This window comes from Alicyclobacillus tolerans, assembly GCF_900142255.1.
Taxonomy (GTDB): domain Bacteria; phylum Bacillota; class Bacilli; order Alicyclobacillales; family Alicyclobacillaceae; genus Alicyclobacillus_I; species Alicyclobacillus_I tolerans.
The window spans coordinates 50,760-67,406 of record NZ_FRAF01000017.1; the positions used below are offsets into that span (position 1 = coordinate 50,760).

18 protein-coding genes are annotated in these 16,647 nt (G+C 47.0%); 11 read left to right on the forward strand and 7 right to left on the reverse strand.

The features are described from left to right. Positions 1-53: 53 nt before the first annotated feature. The 6 genes from BUA75_RS10405 (at position 54) to BUA75_RS10430 (ending at position 8,393) form a co-directional block, all read left to right on the forward strand. Positions 54-551, forward strand: a complete 498-nt coding sequence (locus BUA75_RS10405; protein WP_072874540.1) for a hypothetical protein — start codon at positions 54-56, stop codon at positions 549-551. A gap of 236 nt (positions 552-787) precedes the next feature. Next, positions 788-1,642, forward strand: a complete 855-nt coding sequence (locus BUA75_RS10410) for a tyrosine-type recombinase/integrase (protein WP_207549747.1) — start codon at positions 788-790, stop codon at positions 1,640-1,642. Between the two features lie 163 nt (positions 1,643-1,805). Next, positions 1,806-2,663, forward strand: coding sequence for a heteromeric transposase endonuclease subunit TnsA (locus tag BUA75_RS10415; RefSeq protein ID WP_072874541.1), 858 nt, complete (start codon positions 1,806-1,808; stop codon positions 2,661-2,663). Next, a complete protein-coding gene (locus tag BUA75_RS10420; protein ID WP_072874542.1) occupies positions 2,647-4,818 on the forward strand; it encodes a TnsB C-terminal domain-containing protein in 2,172 nt (723 codons plus the stop codon). The genes BUA75_RS10415 and BUA75_RS10420 overlap by 17 nt, the downstream gene beginning before the upstream one ends. Next, the gene (locus BUA75_RS10425; protein ID WP_072874543.1) at positions 4,808-6,466 is read left to right on the forward strand and encodes an ATP-binding protein; all 1,659 of its coding nucleotides are present in this window, start codon (positions 4,808-4,810) and stop codon (positions 6,464-6,466) included. The genes BUA75_RS10420 and BUA75_RS10425 overlap by 11 nt, the downstream gene beginning before the upstream one ends. A 4-nt stretch (positions 6,467-6,470) precedes the next feature. Beyond that, a complete protein-coding gene (locus BUA75_RS10430) occupies positions 6,471-8,393 on the forward strand; it encodes a TnsD family Tn7-like transposition protein (protein ID WP_072874544.1) in 1,923 nt (640 codons plus the stop codon). A 92-nt stretch (positions 8,394-8,485) separates the two neighbouring features. Here the strand turns inward: BUA75_RS10430 and BUA75_RS10435 are convergent, their stop codons facing one another. Genes BUA75_RS10435 through BUA75_RS10465 form a run of 7 tightly spaced genes read right to left on the reverse strand, consistent with a single transcriptional unit; the run spans position 8,486 to position 12,489 of the window. Continuing rightward, entirely contained in the window at positions 8,486-8,764 is a 279-nt protein-coding gene (locus BUA75_RS10435; protein WP_072874545.1) for a hypothetical protein, read from the reverse strand. Then, complete coding sequence (gene trxB, locus BUA75_RS10440) at positions 8,764-9,708, reverse strand: thioredoxin-disulfide reductase (RefSeq protein ID WP_072874546.1); 945 nt, start codon at positions 9,706-9,708, stop codon at positions 8,764-8,766. The genes BUA75_RS10435 and trxB overlap by 1 nt, the downstream gene beginning before the upstream one ends. A 15-nt stretch (positions 9,709-9,723) precedes the next feature. Continuing rightward, on the reverse strand, positions 9,724-10,200 hold the full coding sequence (locus tag BUA75_RS10445; protein ID WP_072874547.1) for an ArsI/CadI family heavy metal resistance metalloenzyme: 477 nt from the start codon (positions 10,198-10,200) through the stop codon (positions 9,724-9,726). Continuing rightward, positions 10,197-10,625 carry an arsenate reductase (thioredoxin) gene (gene arsC / locus BUA75_RS10450; RefSeq protein ID WP_072874548.1) on the reverse strand — a complete coding sequence of 143 codons (429 nt, stop codon included), beginning with the start codon at positions 10,623-10,625 and terminating at the stop codon, positions 10,197-10,199. Before arsC ends, BUA75_RS10445 begins: the two co-directional genes overlap by 4 nt. Positions 10,626-10,641: 16 nt before the next feature. After that, complete coding sequence (locus BUA75_RS10455; RefSeq protein WP_072874549.1) at positions 10,642-11,091, reverse strand: arsenate reductase ArsC; 450 nt, start codon at positions 11,089-11,091, stop codon at positions 10,642-10,644. Next, entirely contained in the window at positions 11,088-12,149 is a 1,062-nt protein-coding gene (arsB, locus tag BUA75_RS10460; RefSeq protein WP_072874550.1) for an ACR3 family arsenite efflux transporter, read from the reverse strand. The genes BUA75_RS10455 and arsB overlap by 4 nt, the downstream gene beginning before the upstream one ends. A gap of 16 nt (positions 12,150-12,165) precedes the next feature. Next, entirely contained in the window at positions 12,166-12,489 is a 324-nt protein-coding gene (locus BUA75_RS10465) for an ArsR/SmtB family transcription factor (protein WP_072874551.1), read from the reverse strand. A 239-nt stretch (positions 12,490-12,728) separates the two neighbouring features. Between BUA75_RS10465 and BUA75_RS10470 the strand changes: the two genes are divergently transcribed. The 5 genes from BUA75_RS10470 to BUA75_RS10490 all read left to right on the forward strand — a co-directional run. Then, complete coding sequence (locus BUA75_RS10470) at positions 12,729-13,385, forward strand: ArsR/SmtB family transcription factor (RefSeq protein WP_072874552.1); 657 nt, start codon at positions 12,729-12,731, stop codon at positions 13,383-13,385. A 58-nt stretch (positions 13,386-13,443) separates the two neighbouring features. Next, complete coding sequence (locus BUA75_RS10475) at positions 13,444-14,178, forward strand: MBL fold metallo-hydrolase (protein WP_072874553.1); 735 nt, start codon at positions 13,444-13,446, stop codon at positions 14,176-14,178. Positions 14,179-14,238: 60 nt separating this feature from the next. Beyond that, positions 14,239-15,483 (forward strand): MFS transporter, encoded by a 1,245-nt coding sequence (locus BUA75_RS10480; RefSeq protein ID WP_072874554.1) that lies wholly within the window; start codon positions 14,239-14,241, stop codon positions 15,481-15,483. A gap of 182 nt (positions 15,484-15,665) precedes the next feature. Further along, positions 15,666-16,004 carry an ArsR/SmtB family transcription factor gene (locus BUA75_RS10485; protein ID WP_072874555.1) on the forward strand — a complete coding sequence of 113 codons (339 nt, stop codon included), beginning with the start codon at positions 15,666-15,668 and terminating at the stop codon, positions 16,002-16,004. 14 nt (positions 16,005-16,018) lie between these two features. Continuing rightward, a partial coding sequence (locus BUA75_RS10490) for a cation diffusion facilitator family transporter (protein ID WP_072874556.1) occupies positions 16,019-16,647 on the forward strand: 629 nt, incomplete at its 3' end.

Below are 16,647 nucleotides of genomic sequence, written 5' to 3' on the forward strand. Positions count from 1 at the left end.
ATAGACCACATATTATATGAAGAATTGCAAAACCGAAGAAAGGAAGGATCTAAATGATAGATGAGTTCGTTACAGATGAGTTGATTCGACAAATCAATACGGAGCTCGAAAGGGAAAAGAGCAAGTTGAAGAAATGGGTTGGGAAACCATTAAGACGTAGTGAAATTGCCGAGACAATGATAAGGCATATCTACAAGAGCTATGCTTGTACTCCGACGCTTATGGTAGAGCACCTCATAAAAAAGGTTGCTCCATTTCTTGATGAACATGGTGTTCAGTTGTTTCTATGCGTTGGGAATATCCAAGAGGTGTACTGTTATAGCCCGTTTGTTAATTGGGATTGTAAAAGAACCATGCACATATGCTCCATCGACCTTAGCGGATACGACAAGTTTAACCAGGAACAGTGGGAACGGGTAAATCAGTTAACATGGGAACTAATGAATCTTTACGATCAACTGGATTTTCGCATGACCCTCTATCTTTCACAAGTCGCGGCTCCAGAGCCTTGGAAGGAAGAGAACTCTATCTATAGAATCGTCGCGGTTTGAGATGACAGGTTGGCTGGGGGAGGAAGAACGAGAACAGCAGATACTCCAACTAAGAGTTATCGGTTCGGGGTGTCTGCCACTCCCCATCACCTTATCAACAGAATGTGCATTCTGTTGCAAAGTCTTGCTCTTCAGATGTCTCTGGAGTTAGAATTTGGCTATGATTTGCAACAGAATTGCAAGAGTTCTAACGCAAGTCGAATGCAACAGAATTCCAGATGGTGAGGAGGAGGCGCATGGAAAAACTGATTGAAGAATTTTCAGCGTTCCTCGCTCAAGGAAAAAGTGAGAACACGGTCAAAACGTACACTCTCGATGTTAAGCAGTATTTTAGATGGTTTTCCGATACATACGGGATGGATTGCAAGCGGCTTTACCGCGAAAACGTCCTGGACTACAAGACTTATCTTCTGAACGTGAGAAAATTCAAAGGTAAGCACCTCAATGCAAAGACCGTCAACAGGTGCTTGAGTGCTTTGTCTTCTTTTAATCAGTTCCTCATAGATAGAGGAGTACAGAGTGATATTGTAGTTGAGAAGTCGGATCTCATTAAGGTTCAACACGATTTTACGAATCCTTGCATAATTGAAAAATCAGATGTGGAAAAGTTCCGTCAGCGAATTTTGGAATCAGGAGACAAACGACTCTACGCTTTAGTTACCCTTCTGGCATATGCGGGACCAAGGATTTCAGAAGCACTTGACCTCAAGCTTTCAGACTTGAGTTTGGAGACGAAAGAGCTTGTGGTTCGAAAGGGTAAGGGCGGTAAGCAGAGGACTGTTTACTTGAATACAAAAATTGTAACTGCTTTACGAGAGTATTTAAAGGTACGCAGTTCAGACAGCGAGTACCTCTTTTCATCGAGAAAAGGCGAGAGAGTAGATAGAACAGTGATGAACAAACTGTTCAAGCGGTTTAGTGATACCATTACCCCTCATGGGCTTCGTCATTTTTATGCCACGCTATGTTTGCAGAACGGTTTTTCCATACATGAGGTGGCGAGTCAATGTGGTCACAGGGATGTCCGAACAACGCTTATTTATGCCCATCCCAGTAGGAATGAAATGATACGCAAGGCAGAACTGCTGTAGGCTGTTCGGGATTTTGAGAGTTGTGAATTGAAATACGATACCATCGTGGTGGGGTTCCGTTATTAAAAAAAACGGAACCCCGTTGTTTTTTGTCAAAGAGTTTGCAAGGCGGGCATATAGACATCGATCAGATTACAAGTAGTCATATAACACGGAGGTTAACATGCCAAGAGCAAAATGGAACGACCAGACACTCAAGCGATATATAAGGGAAGGAAGAGGTCAGGGAGAACTCGACCAGTATCGACCTTGGCTCACAACGCAGGATTACGCCTCCAATGGACGTTCCAGTCGTATCAAGGGCTGGAAGACTGGTCGCATCCATTATTTTCTTAGCGATATTGAGACGCGCTACTTCTATCTGCTCGAATTTGATGGTGACACGGCGATTTGGGACATTCGAGAACATTACCCAACGGTGGACCTCGAAGTTACGCTTGGGGATTGCGACATTGAATTGAATAAATATCGGGATAAAGAAAGTGGCACACAATTTGTGTTTACTACCACCTTTCTTCTCACCCTGAAGGACACGGACGGGAAGAAGCGGTATATTGCTCGGAATGTAAAAGTTGCCGCCGAATTAGAGAAGCCGAAAGTCTTGGAGCGTTTTGAGTTGACAAGACGCTATTTTGCAGAAAAGCAGATCGACTGGGGCATTGTGACCGAACACGATATCAACGTCACCAGGGCGAAGAATATCGAATGGGTGCATTCAGCAAAGAACCTGGATGACGATGGTGGGCTTTCGGTTAAGGATGTTCCAAGACTAAAAGGCATTTTGCTTGGGTGGTTGGACGGGACTCGGAAATCGGTGAGGGATGTAACCAATGCTCTCGACAGTCAATTTAACCTCGAACCAGGGTCAGGCTTGTTGTTACTGCGTCATTTGATTGCGAATAAACAGGTGTTGGTTGATATGAATACCCGCATCGACTTGGGGAAGCCAGCGAAGGAAGTGATTCGAGGGATCGCAGTCATTCAGAGCGACGGAGGTGTTCGGAATGCAGTTGACGGTTAATATGCTAATTCAGTTTGTGAGCAAAGATGGCACACCCGATCTTATTGAGCGGGCGTTATGGATTGATGAACACCATAAGCAAGTTGTGACCATTGAGATTCAGGGGCGCACCAGCCTTCCGAAGTTCAGAGACGCAGGTGGCATCTTGACGTTGCTGTCTTTAGGACAAGCCTGCGTTCTGTCGGATGATCCGATGAAGCGAGTGATCAGCGAAGATGCCCTCACAGAAAACGAGCGTGTTATGAGGGACAAAGCGTGGGAGATTGTTCAGGTGATCGCTGGAGCGGAGAATCTGCCGAACTTGTTTTATCCGAGGCATCGGGCAGAGGCGATAAAGAAGGCGAGTGAGGTATTTGGGGTTAGTGACAAGACCATCCTCAAGTACCTACGCCGATTCTGGCAACGCGGACAACACAAAAATGCGCTTCTTCCTGATTACAAGTCGGGGGCATTAAATCGACGCTCTAATTCAATAGGAAAGAAAAGGGGTCGTCCCAGGAAGTTTGCAGATATCGTCGGGCACGGGGTCAACGTGGACGAGGAGACCAAACGGGTATTTCGAGTAGCCCTGAACCGCTTTTACTACGGGCAAGGACTGTCGCTTGTGCGCTCATACGAGTTGATGAGGCGTGAGTATTATTCCGTCGAAGGGCGGGGTGATGAGGGAACAGAGAAAAAGGAGCTGAAGTCGTCTGCGAAGACTCCGACTCTGGGGCAATTTAAGTATTACTTTTACAAAGAACGGGACTGGAAACGAGAAGTATCCGCTCGGCAAGGTAAAAAGAACTACCTTCAGAGTCATCGACCCCTTGTGGGGGATGGGACATCTCAGGCTTTCGGACCTGGTAGCATTTTTCAGATCGATGCCACGATTGCTGACGTGTATCTCGTTTCACGGTACAACCGTAACTGGGTCATCGGCAGACCCGTCGTTTATGGCATCGTCGATACGTTTTCACGCATGGTCTGCGGATTATATGTCGGACTGGAAGGACCCAGTTGGATAGGGGCTATGATGGCACTCGCCAATACCGTACAAAACAAGGTCGAATTCTGTAAGGAGTACGGCATCGAGATCGCCGAAGAAGATTTTCCAGTCCATCACTTGCCTGAAGCATTGTTAGCCGATCAAGGCGAGATTTCCAGTAGACTGGCAGAACCAATGATCAAGAATCTAAACATAAAGGTAATGACCACGCCTTCCTATAGACCAGAGTTGAAATCAATTGTCGAACGGTTCTTCAAGATCCTGAACGGATACGTAAAGCCGATATTACCTGGCGGAATTCAACCTGACTTTCGGGAACGCGGTTCCCATGACTACCGATTGGATGCAACGCTTGATCTCTATCAGTTCACCCAAATCATGATCCGCGCGGTTTTGCATCACAATAGCACTTGGATGAACTCGTATCAACGCGACCCGTTAATGATCGAAGACGGAGTTGAACCCATCCCGCTGAAACTATGGAACTGGGGGATAAAGAATCGGGCTGGAAAACTTCGCTCCATACCTGAAGATTTGATGCGGTTGCATCTGATGCCTACTTCTACAGCGAATATTACAGCGCGAGGAATTCGATTCAAAGGCATGTTTTTCTCATCCGAAAAGGCTCTGCGGGAGCGGTGGTTTGAGAAAGCGCGAAATGATGGCAGGAGTGTAAAGGTCACTGTATCCTACGACCCTCGAAACCTGAATTACATTTATATACCACGAGATGATGGTAAGGGATTTGATAAGTGCTATCTGCTTGACCATCAAGCCCGATATAGGGATAAAACCATGGAGGAGATTGAACATCTGTTCGAACAAGAGAAGTTCGACCAAAAGGCGAACCAGGATAAGGTCTTACAGCGCAAAGTGGATCTTTTATCTGAAATCGATGACATTATACGGGACGCTAAACGGATGACAAAACTGGAGAAAGCCACGGGCGAGAGTAAGCGTAAAAGGGTGAAAGACATCCGCATCAATCGCCATCTTGAGAAAGCCCTGAATCGCCAAAACGATGCATTTGAATTGGAGAAGCGGCAACCCGTGGAAACGAACGAAGGGCAAGTGATTCAACTGAACCCAACTACCGATGATGAACTCAATCCAGAACTGAGTTTACTTAGGAAGAAGCAGAGGGAGAGATTCGGAGATGACGAATAAGGTTCTCATTCCGAATGGTTGTGAAGCTGTCGTTGCGGAATACAGAGATCAGGATGTTGTGGATTACAGGTTCAATCCGTTTATCGAGGCACTTCCACCGATTCTGTCCCAGGAGGAAGTAATCGATCACTTAGCCGTATACCCGCCATTTGATCCGACTGAACGGCAGTTAGACACGCATATACGGTTTCATTTGGTTCAACGCCTTTTTCAATATTTCCAACCGCTATCCGTACACCTCGACTTGGAAAGCCGTATTTCACGCCTCATACGGCAGGGGTATTTGTATCGTAATGCGATTCAACCTGGCTTCCTGGAGCAAATAGACGGGGGACAAGAGTGGATGCGAAACCGCACTGTAGAGTTGAGTAGGAACCAGGCGTTTCGTTCAACCCAGTCAGCACTGACGATTATCGGACCGAGCGGATTGGGGAAGAGCACAGCAATCAACAGAATCCTGTCGCTCTATCCCCAGGTAATTGTTCACTCCGAATACAAAGGTACCCCATTCAGTGCGTATCAAATAACTTGGCTGAAACTCGATTGCCCCCATGACGGCTCGATCAAGGGTTTAACCATAGACTTCTTTCGCAATGTTGATTTGTTGTTGGGAACGCGGTATTACCGCCAATACGGATCTGCACGCTACCCAATCAGTGCACTTCAACCTGCCATGTCTCAGATTTCCCGTACATACGGATTGGGTTTGCTTGTCATAGACGAGATACAGCATTTGAGCACAGCCAAAAGCCAGGGTGCTGAGAAAATGCTCAATTACTTCGTGACACTGGTCAATACCATTGGAATCCCAGTCGTTCTAATCGGAACCAATAATGCGGCGGGGGTACTCCAGTCACAATTTCGGCAGGCAAGGCGCGGTAGTGGACAAGGAGACATGATTTGGGAGCGTTTGAACCAGGATGCCAGTTGGGATTTGTTGATTGAAGGACTTTGGGACTATCAATGGGTCCAAAAACCCGTGCCTTTAACACCTGAATTGAGTGCCGAATTGTATGATCTCAGCCAGGGTATCGTGGATATTGCGGTCAAGATTTTTGTCATGGCTCAGATTCGTGCCATGTCTTCTGGAAAAGAGACGTTGAGTGCGTCCTTGTTTCGGCAGGTGGCTAACGAACAACTGCGTTTGGTTCAGCCCATGCTTTCTTCGTTACGCTCTGGAGATATACGCGAACTCGCCAAATACGAGGACATTCAACCCATCGACATCGGTTCCTTCATCGAGAGGGAGTCGTCGTCCATTCGGGTGAGTGAGAAGATCAAGGAGCTACAGGTTGTGATGAAGAAACAGGTTGAACGCCAGGCAATGAATGTAGAGGAAGAGTCCATCATCAAGTTGGTAGAACTTGAGATTCCTCCTGCGACAGCCAAACGACTGGTCAAGAAGGTGATGGAGGGAAAGGGAACCGTAACTGTGCCGTCCGTTGTTAAAACTGCCTTGGCTCTTCACGCCCAAAGTGCGTCGGATAAAACTGATGGGCGATCCGATCTGAAGGGGCAGGCTGTCCAGGGCGATATCCGCGTCTTTGTTGCAGAGGGCAAGAAAAGCGGTAAGAGTGCGTATGAAGTTCTGAAAGAGCACGGGATCATCAAGCCCACGTCGGACGACCCTCTGTTTGTAGTGGGGTGAGGGAATGGTCGCTTTCTTTCCAACACCGTTCCACGATGAGATTTTCTATAGCGTGCTGGCTCGTTTTCACACCGCAAGCGGAAACATCAGTCCCAAAGCCACTGTGATGGATTTGTACGGAACCACGACGGTAACTGCCGTCATCGATCTGCCTGCTCATTTCGACGCATTGATTGGGCATCTTCCTCTACGTCATTCTTACACAGCCGATGCTTTGATCAAGGCATACACCTTATATCCGTTTTACAGTGCCTTCCTACCTCCCAAACGGGCAAACCTGGTTATTGAGTCCATGAGGGGCGACCTTGGACACTCCGTTCACAATCGACTTGGCATTATGGCAAGCTCCATCAGTATGGATAAGACGCTGAAATACTGCCGTAAGTGTTTCGATGATGATAAAACCCGTTGGGGCGAGGCGTACTGGCATCGAATGCATCAAATACCAGGAGTTTTTATATGCCCGACTCACAAGACTCCGCTGTGCCGAAGCCGTTCGTTGCCCATGAATCGCCACGAGTTCGTCTCTGCCGCACACGAAAAATATCACCAAGATGTGCAGGAGAACAACGGGAATAGTGAGGGAGTATTCACCCATGATGCCCCATCAGCATGGGACGATGCCGTTTCAAAGATAACCGTATTGTTACAGGATGAAGAATTATCCACAAAATATCGGATGCTTGTGGACAATGTGGATAAGTTGCTCAACTCCAGCCACCCGAATCGTCCAATGGAGTGGTTTGCGAATCATTATGTGGAACGCCTAAAGGAGATTGGACTTGCCAACGTCCATGGTCATGTTCGGCAAGTGGAGTTCCGAAGAGTGTTTGTAAACTATTACGGGGAACCGTTTCTGGAGGTCATGCAATCCTCTGTTTCGGAGCGAGATGACAACTGGCTGAACGCCATAGTTAGAAAACATCGTAAAACATTTCACCCAATTCGGCACTTGCTCCTCATGCAGTTTCTCGGAATAAGTCTGGACGACCTCTTTATGAAAGAGCCAGTAAATCAACCCTTCGGATCATCTCCGTGGCTTTGTTTAAATCCAGCCGCCGATCACTACCTACAACCCGTTGTTGAAGATATGTCCATTCGTTACGACAGCAAGGTGAAGAGTCCGATTGGAACCTTTGCGTGTTCCTGCGGGTTTGTCTACGCGCGAAAGGGACCAGACACTCACGCGGATGACAAGTACAGGATCGGCAGGATAAAGGCTTTGGGCGCGGTGTGGGAGCACAAACTCAGCGAACTCTTACAGGACAATTTGAGTTTGCGTGAGATCGCCCGAAGACTCCAGGTCGATGTCAACACTGTAAGGAAGTATGCTGATCTTGCCCAGAAAACCCGTCAGGCAATATCTCCGAATGTCCCCGATGACCTTCGGGAACGTCAGCGACAAGCTTGGCTTGAATTGGTGAACCAGAACGAGAAGAAGTCACGAACGGAACTCAGACAAATGAACAAAGCCCTGTACACATGGCTGTATCGGAACGATAAGAGTTGGTTGATGGAACATTCGCCGAAACAGACACGGGTAATCACGGCGAATTCGCGGGTTAACTGGGGTCAGCGGGATGAGGAGATTCTTGCTTTGGTACAGACTGAGGTGACGAGGATTCTCACATCGGACGGTAAGCCAGAGCGGATTTCAATCAGCAGAATTGGGAAGCGAATAGGTTGCCTGTCCTTGCTGGAGAAGCATTTAGGCAAGATGCCCCAGACGAGATTATATTTGGAGTCAGTGAAGGAAAGCGTTGAGGATTTTCAGATGCGGCGAATAAAGTGGGCAATCCAGGAGATTGAGAGTGAGGGTCTGGACTTACAGTGGTGGAGGATTGTCAGGAAAGCGGGAATTCGTGGGGAGGTGGCGGAAAATTTAAGGGTGTATTTTGATTCCGAAATGAACGGCAGATTCGAGTAGGAGCGGTAAATTCAGACGGGGCTTTTTCTGTTGTGAGATATGTGCCTCGCCTACAATCAGACGAGGCGCATTTTGTTAGTGAGGTATGATTCTTAGCAATTACGTTGTCCAGCCAACACAAGTCCTGATCCTGCTTCCGTACTTTGAAAATCTAACGTAACTGCTTGTGTGTGCGGAACCACTCGATTTTCAATAGCGACTCGAATTCCGTTGACGACTTGTACGATATCGTCATCCTCTGGATCAGCAAGGGATAAGCCTAATTTCGGACCGCAACAACCTGCACCAGCGAAGACAACGCGAATACCCTCTGAGTTATGTTCCTTCAACAAGTTTTCGATGTATGCCTTGCCCGCATCCGTGATTAACATTACACAACGCTCCGATCATGTAGAGAACTATTTTCTAAGTAATGCTCACACTCTAAAGCCGCCATACATCCTGAACCAGCGGCGGTAATGGCTTGCCGAAACTTGTGATCTTGTACGTCGCCGCAGGCAAAAACACCAGGAATATTGGTTTCGGTTGTCCCAGGTTTCACAACAATGTAGCCGAGGTCGTCAGTTTCAATCTGACCGTCCAAAAAGGAGGTATTGGGCTTGTGCCCAATCGCAACAAATATCCCATCCGTCTCAAGAATTTCTTCAAGACCCGTTTCGTTGTGGTGGACTTTCAGCCCCGTTACGCGACTGCACTGTGATATCACTTCGATAGGCGTGCAATCTAAGCTCCAAGTAATATTTGGATTGTTGCGTGCACGATCCTGCATGATTTTCGATGCCCGCAACTCGCTTCTTCGGTGAACGATTCGCACTTCAGAAGCGAACTTCGTTAAAAAGTTCGCTTCTTCCATTGCAGAATCTCCACCCCCGACCACAATGATCCGCTTACCCCTAAAGAAAAAACCATCGCAAGTGGCACAGGTACTCACGCCCCGTCCGATGTTTTCGGTCTCTCCTGGAATACCAAGCATTCTTGCAGAGGCACCTGTTGAGATGATCAGGGACTTGGTTTGCAACTCACCCGTCCCATCGACTTGAAGTCTAAATACATCGCCCGAAAGGTCTACTTTTTGCACCCAACCGCGAACAAACTCAGCTCCGAACTTTTCGGCTTGCTTACGCATGTTTTCCATGAGTTCAGGACCCATAATCCCATCTGGAAAACCAGGGAAGTTCTCGACCTCAGTAGTAAGTGTTAGCTGACCACCTGGCTCATTGCCTTCAATGACCAGCGGACTAAGGTTTGCCCGCGCAAGATATATGGCGGCGGTCAGTCCCGCAGGTCCCGTTCCAACGACAACGACTTGTCGCATGTTTATCCGCTCCCGTTACTTGCTTTTTGAGGGAATGTCAATTTGAATAAAGCTCGGTTGTGCGGGTGGTGCACAGCAAAGAGAAAGATTATGGCGGGCATCATCTGCACTTTCAAACTCGCTGTCTTCTTTCGTGTAGAAAATCTCCCATGCGTTCCCGTCTGGATCGTATACCCAAACTTTGTCTTGCACTGCATAACAGCAGGTGGTGTTCATTTCATCGATCAAGACCAAATTGTTCTGACGAAGACGTTCGCCCATCGCCAAAACTTCCTCGGTATTGTTGACCTGAAAACCTAAGTGATTGAGCACGCCATTCTTCTCAAAGGGACGGACATTCAAAGAAAAGTGAAGGGCTGGCTCATCAAGTTCAAACTTGGCGTAGTTTTCCTTCACCTTGGTTGGTTCCGCGCCAAAGAAGGCACGGTAAAACTTCAAGGATGCTTCCAAATCGGTGCAATTGACGGCAACGTGCATACGTTTAATCGTCATTGATTGATTTCCTCCTCTAAGAACTTCGCAATACGTTCCTTAATGGCATCGCGTACTTCATGAAACTTCGCGGTAATTTCCGCTTCTGATCCCGCCGCTTTGGCAGGGTCTTCGAATCCCCAGTGCAAGCGAGTGACGTGGGGTGGTGTGATGGGACATTTGTCATTTGCATCGCCGCAAAGAGTAATTACATAATCGGCTTTGTTTAGAATTTCAGGGTCAATCAAATCCGATGTGTGATGGGAGATGTCCACACCAGCATCCTTCATCGCAGAAACGGCTCGTGGATTGAGACCGTGGGATTCAATTCCTGCACTATAAACATCAATCCTGTCCTCGCCGAGATGTCTCGCCCAACCTTCTGCCATTTGGCTACGGCAGGAGTTGCCTGTGCATAAGAAGTAAATCAGTGGTTTTTTTGACATTGCAATATCCTCCTTGTTAATTCATCAATTGGATTTCAAGTGCACCGATTTCGTCCAGGAGCATTTTTACTTTCTCATGAATCTCGTCACGTACACGGCGGAAGGCTTCAATGTCAACGTCTTGATCGTTAGCTCCCATGATTGGGTCTTCAATGTCCCAATGCTCGCGACGTATGCCAAATGGGATGATAGGACACTTTTCTTTCACTTGTTGGCATAACTTGACGATGACATCCGAAGCGACGAAAGTCTTCATGTCCACTGTCTTTGCCACGTTTTTTGAGATGTCGATTCCGATTTCCTCCATCACTTCAATGGTTAAAGGATGGATATCCTTTGCATCTTCAACACCAGCACTTTCAACGATGACACTATTACCACCGTAAAAGCGGGTAAAGGCTTCCGCTATTTGACTACGGCAACGGTTGTGAATGCAGAGATAGTAAATCCTGACGGGCTTTTTCATCGAACTTCGCCTCCACGCAGGGGAGCATTTTGGAAATACTTTTTCTGAAATTTAAGGGCGACGTTCACCAGTGCAATCATCACGGGCACTTCCACTAAAGGACCAATGACGGCGGCGAACGCGGCTCCAGAGTTGATACCAAACACACCAACGGCAACTGCGATTGCAAGTTCAAAGTTGTTACTCGCCGCAGTAAAGGACAGCGTACACGTCACGGAGTAATCTGCGCCCGCTCGTTTACCCATGAAAAAGGACACCAGAAACATGACGACAAAGTAGATGAGAAGCGGGATGGCAATTCGAACGACATCCAATGGCAAACGAACAATCAAATTGCCTTTGAGCGAGAACATAACAATGATGGTGAATAACAGTGCAATCAGCGTAATCGGGCTGATTTTCGGCACGAAGTTCTTCTCGTACCATGAACGCCCCTTTGCTTTGACGAAAATGAAACGGGTAATCGCACCTGCTAAGAACGGAATTCCTAAATAGATAAAGACACTCTTTGCCACTTCAGCTATGGTGATGTGGATGACCATGCTGTGAAAACCGAACCATTGTGGAACGATGGTTACGAAAAAGTAGGCGTAGACAGAATAAAAAAGGACTTGGAAAATCGAGTTGAACGCTACGAGACCTGCCGCGTATTCGGCATTTCCTTTGGAGAGGTCGTTCCATACAATAACCATGGCGATACAACGAGCAAGCCCAATCATGATTAGCCCAACCATGTACTCTGGATAACCACGAAGAAAAATGAGTGCCAAGACAAACATGAGAACGGGTCCGATAATCCAATTCTGAAGAAGGGAAAGCCCTAAGATTTTACCGTTTCGAAATACCTGACCTATTTCTTCATACCGTACTTTCGCAAGTGGTGGATACATCATAAGGATTAAGCCAATCGCAATCGGAATAGATGTGGTTCCCACTTGTAATTGATTCAGTCCGTTGACGAAATGAGGGGCTACGTAGCCCAATCCAATCCCGATCACCATCGCCGCAAAAATCCAGATGGTCAGATATCGGTCGAGAAAAGATAATCGCTTGACCATTTGTGTCCCACGCTCCTTATTCACATTGCACGAGCAAACCCTTTTGTTCGAGTTGTCGTAGTTCTTCGGACAGGTCGGGTAAATTCGAAAGCGATATCCCAATTTCATTCAAACGCTCTCTGTTCAAGGAATAAAACACCCACATTCCTTTGCGCGTCTCCTTGACCAGACCCGAAGTCTTCAAACGACTCATGTGTTTCGATACGGCTGGTTGTGAAATCCCGAATATCGGAACAAGTTCACACACACAGCAGTCACGAGTCTGAAGTAGGGCGACAATCTTTAAACGAGTTGGATCGCCGAGAGCTTTCAACGCATCTGCAAGTTGGTCGAACTCCATAAAATCACCCCAATGAACAGTATAACCATATGGTTATTTGTTGTGCAAGTCCTCCACCGTACCCAAGGGTGCAAACCCGTGGTTCATTGTGCCATAAGTTGTTATCATCCGTGTTCGACATGTAGCCAAGTTTTACTCACAGTATTTAACGGGACTAATAACAATGACTTGCAAACGTCAGAAAGCCAAAGTATTATTCAATTAATCAATTGAATAATATATCGGTGGAGGGGAGCAAAGTGGATCGAGATACACGAGCGTGGAAAGATGCAATATACGAACAATTTGGGCGGATCGGAAAAGCATTATCCAGTCCACGTAGACTTGAAATATTAGACCTCCTATCACAAGGTCCGAAGAATGTTGAAACATTGGTGTTTGAAACGGGAATGAGTGTCGCGAATGTATCTCAGCATTTACAAACCCTCTTACAAGCGCGTCTTGTTCAATTTGAAAAACACGGCACTTACGCGGTCTATCAGTTATCCAATGCCAAAATTCCTGCTCTCTTGCTCCTGATTCAAGAGTTAGGTGAAGACCTTTTGGCGGAAGTCAGATTACTGCGGGACGAATTCCTGGCGAATCGCGATTCGCTTGAACCCCTTACGCTCGACGAATTGAGGGCAAGGATGGATATGGGTGAGGTATATCTGATTGATGTAAGACCCAAGGAGGAGTTTGAGTACGGGCATATCCCAGGAGCCATTTCCATTCCCGTTAAGGAACTTGCCGATCATTTATCAAGCATAGATACGAATCGCCCTGTAGTTGCCTATTGTCGAGGACGATACTGTATGTACGCGGTAGAAGCCGTTGAAATGCTTAGAGAGCATGGGATTCACGCAATTCGCCTTGATGAAGGTGTCCGTGAATGGAAACAGGAACCGTTACATTGAACACGTTCTGAAATCATCATGCAACAGTAGTGAAAAATCAATTAGGAAGGTGATTAAAGTGATCTTTCGCCAATATCTCCACTTCAATCCTGTTGCGGCTTCATACCTATTTGGTTGCGGTGGTCAAGGCAAAGGTGTCGTTGTTGATCCTCTGGAAAGTGACATTGACTTTTACGTTGAGCAGGCAAATGCCGCTGGAATGAAGATTACACATGTTTTGGATACACACCTGCATGCTGATCATATCTCTGGTGGTCGCAAATTGGCTGAAAAAACGGGAGCCAAGTACGTGTTACATCGGTTAGCAGAAACCAACTTTTCTTTTATGGGTGTCGATGATGGAGATGAAATCATTGCAGGGAATGTCGTCATTCGTGTTCTTCATACGCCTGGACATACGCCTGAACATATTTCCTTGCTTGTAACGGATAAAACAAGAGGAGAAAAACCCTGGTTTGTGTTGACGGGGCACACACTGATGGTCGGAGACGTGGGTAGGACTGAACTTGCTTCTGATATCGAAAAGGGTGCGTCTGATTTATTCGACAGCCTTGGAAAGTTTCTGAGCATGGACGACTATATCGAGGTTTATCCTGGTGCTTTTTCGGGATCGGTCTGTGGTCGTGCGTTGAGTGGAAAACCAGCATCGTCAATTGGGTTTGAGCGTCAGTTTAATAAGGGACTGCAAATTCGTGACAAGACCGATTTTGTAACATTTATGACGAGAGATGTCCCTCCAAAGCCAGACAACTTTGATGCAATACGCAGGACAAACATGGGCTACGAGAAGTAAGCGTGCTGGAATGGGGACGGTCACAACCGTTCCCACCGTGTTTATAGGGGGGACAACACAATGAAAGAGCAGTCTATCAAACTGGGGCTTCGACCCAACCTGGTGCAATTTGCTTTACTGGCTATCAACAATGCTTTTGTTGGGACTATGGTTGGAATTGAGCGCACAGTTGTCCCGATCCTGGGGCAGAGAACATTTCACCTAAGTTCGTTGGCTGTATTGCTCGCCTTCATAGCGTCGTTTGGTTTAGTGAAGGGACCTTTAAATTTAGTTGCAGGGAGATTGGCAGACAGATGGGGACGAAAGCCCATCTTAATCGCAGGTTGGGTGTTCGGACTGCCTGTACCCTTGATTATTATATTGGCTCCGTCATGGACTTGGATCGTCATCGCAAATCTTTTACTGGGAGCCAACCAAGGCTTTGCATGGTCAATGACTGTCACCAGCAAGATAGACCTTGTTGGACCGAAACAAAGAGGGATGGCGTTAGGCATCAACGAGTTCAGTGGTTATATTGGTGTTGCTGTGATCAGTACGATTGCGGGTTACTTGGCTTCCGCCTATAGTCCTCGTCCGATTCCATTCATCGTTTCAGAGATAATTGCGGTGATCGGACTTCTAACCGCACTGATTTTCATTCGCGAGACCTTGCCCTTTACCAAGCTGGAAATGTCAACCAAAGCGTCAAATGAAGTGACACCATCACTTGGGCGTGTGTTTACCTTGGTGAGTTTTAAGAACCCCACACTGTTTGCGTGTAGTCAGGCGGGTTTGATTAACAAATTGAGCGATACGGCAATTTGGGGACTTGTGCCTATACAAATGGCAAGGGGTCACTTTACAGTTGCACAAATTGGGTTAATCAGTGGCATTTATGCTTTCACATGGGGTGTTCTTCAACTTGGTTCAGGAATCTGGAGTGACCATGTGGGACGCAAACTTCCGATTGCATCAGGACAAATCCTAAACGCAATTGGGATTGCTCTCGTCCTGGTGGCGCATTCATTAGCCATGTGGGTTACTGTCGCCTTACTTATGGGGTTGGGCACAGCACTTGTATATCCAGTGTTGCTCTCTGCCGTTGGTGATGCATCACATCCAGCATGGCGCGGTTCGGCTCTTGGTGTCTACCGCATGTGGCGGGATGGTGGTTATGCAGTCGGAGGAGTTCTACTGGGGTTAGGTGCAGATTGGCTGGGCATCTACCGCATCTTTGTAATATTGGCGGTTATCGTGTTTTTGTCAGGCGTTACCGTAACCATTTTGATGTCGGAAACATTAAGAGTAGCAGATAGTAAGCACTGATACATGATTGATACAGAGATGAACGATGACGGTTTTTTACAGAAACCTCCGTGTCCCGCCGTCCCTGTTCTATATGTGAGTTGCAGATAGGGAAAATAGCCTGTATAAGACATCAGCCCGTTGCGAAATGAGCAGTGTTTTCATATCATCGATTAGTGTAATGATGATGTGAGGTGAGTAACGTGAGCGCGACGATTGACACCGCTTTATCCGTCCGAGCCAAGTTTTTTCGAGGGTTGGCTGACTCTTCACGTTTGGCATTGTTATTGGCACTTCGCCAAGGTGAGAAAACCGTTAGCACGTTGAGCGAGGAAACAGGTCTTTCACAAAGCAATGTATCCAACCACTTGGCTTGTTTGAAGGATTGTGGATTGGTGCTGAATCGCCAAGAGTGGCGACATGTGTACTACCGTATTGCTGATGAAAAGATATTACATTTGTTGAATGTCGCCGATGAAGTGGTGGCGGATAATGCACAGCGTATTGCTGATTGCGTCAATTACTGCATACACGATGAATAACGGGGGTGAGAATTGTGGCTACTGTTCAAGCTGGTTCGCATACGACATCAGTTCGTAAAGGTGTAAATATCGAAATTGTATCGATCATCTGGATGGTGATTGAAGCTGTAGTGGCAATTGGATCAGGAATTGTTGCACATTCAATCGCACTCACTGCCTTTGGTGCTGATAGCATCATTGAACTTGTCGCAGGCGGTGTATTGTTATGGCGTTTGACCATTGAAGCACGCGGGGCGAGTCTTGCACGGGTGAAACGGGCAGAGAAGACATCTTCATGGGTAGTCGGGATTGCCCTCTTATTGCTGGCGGTTTATATCGTTGTGGAGTCCCTGGTTAAGCTCTTTACACACCAAGGAACAGAAACGAGTTTCACGGGTATCGGTTTGGCGATTGCTTCTGGGATTATCATGCCGTATTTGTCACGGACGAAAAAACGCATTGGCTCTGAAATTGGCAGTAAGGCACTTCGTTCAGATGGATCATGTAGTATGGTATGTGCTTATATGTCGTGGATTCTATTGGCGGGTGTGATATTAACGGCATTGCTCGGTTGGTGGTGGATTGACGCTATCGCGGCACTGGCACTTGTGTATTACGTCGTCAAAGAAGGTTGGGAAGCAGTACAAGAAGCGCGTGGTAAAGA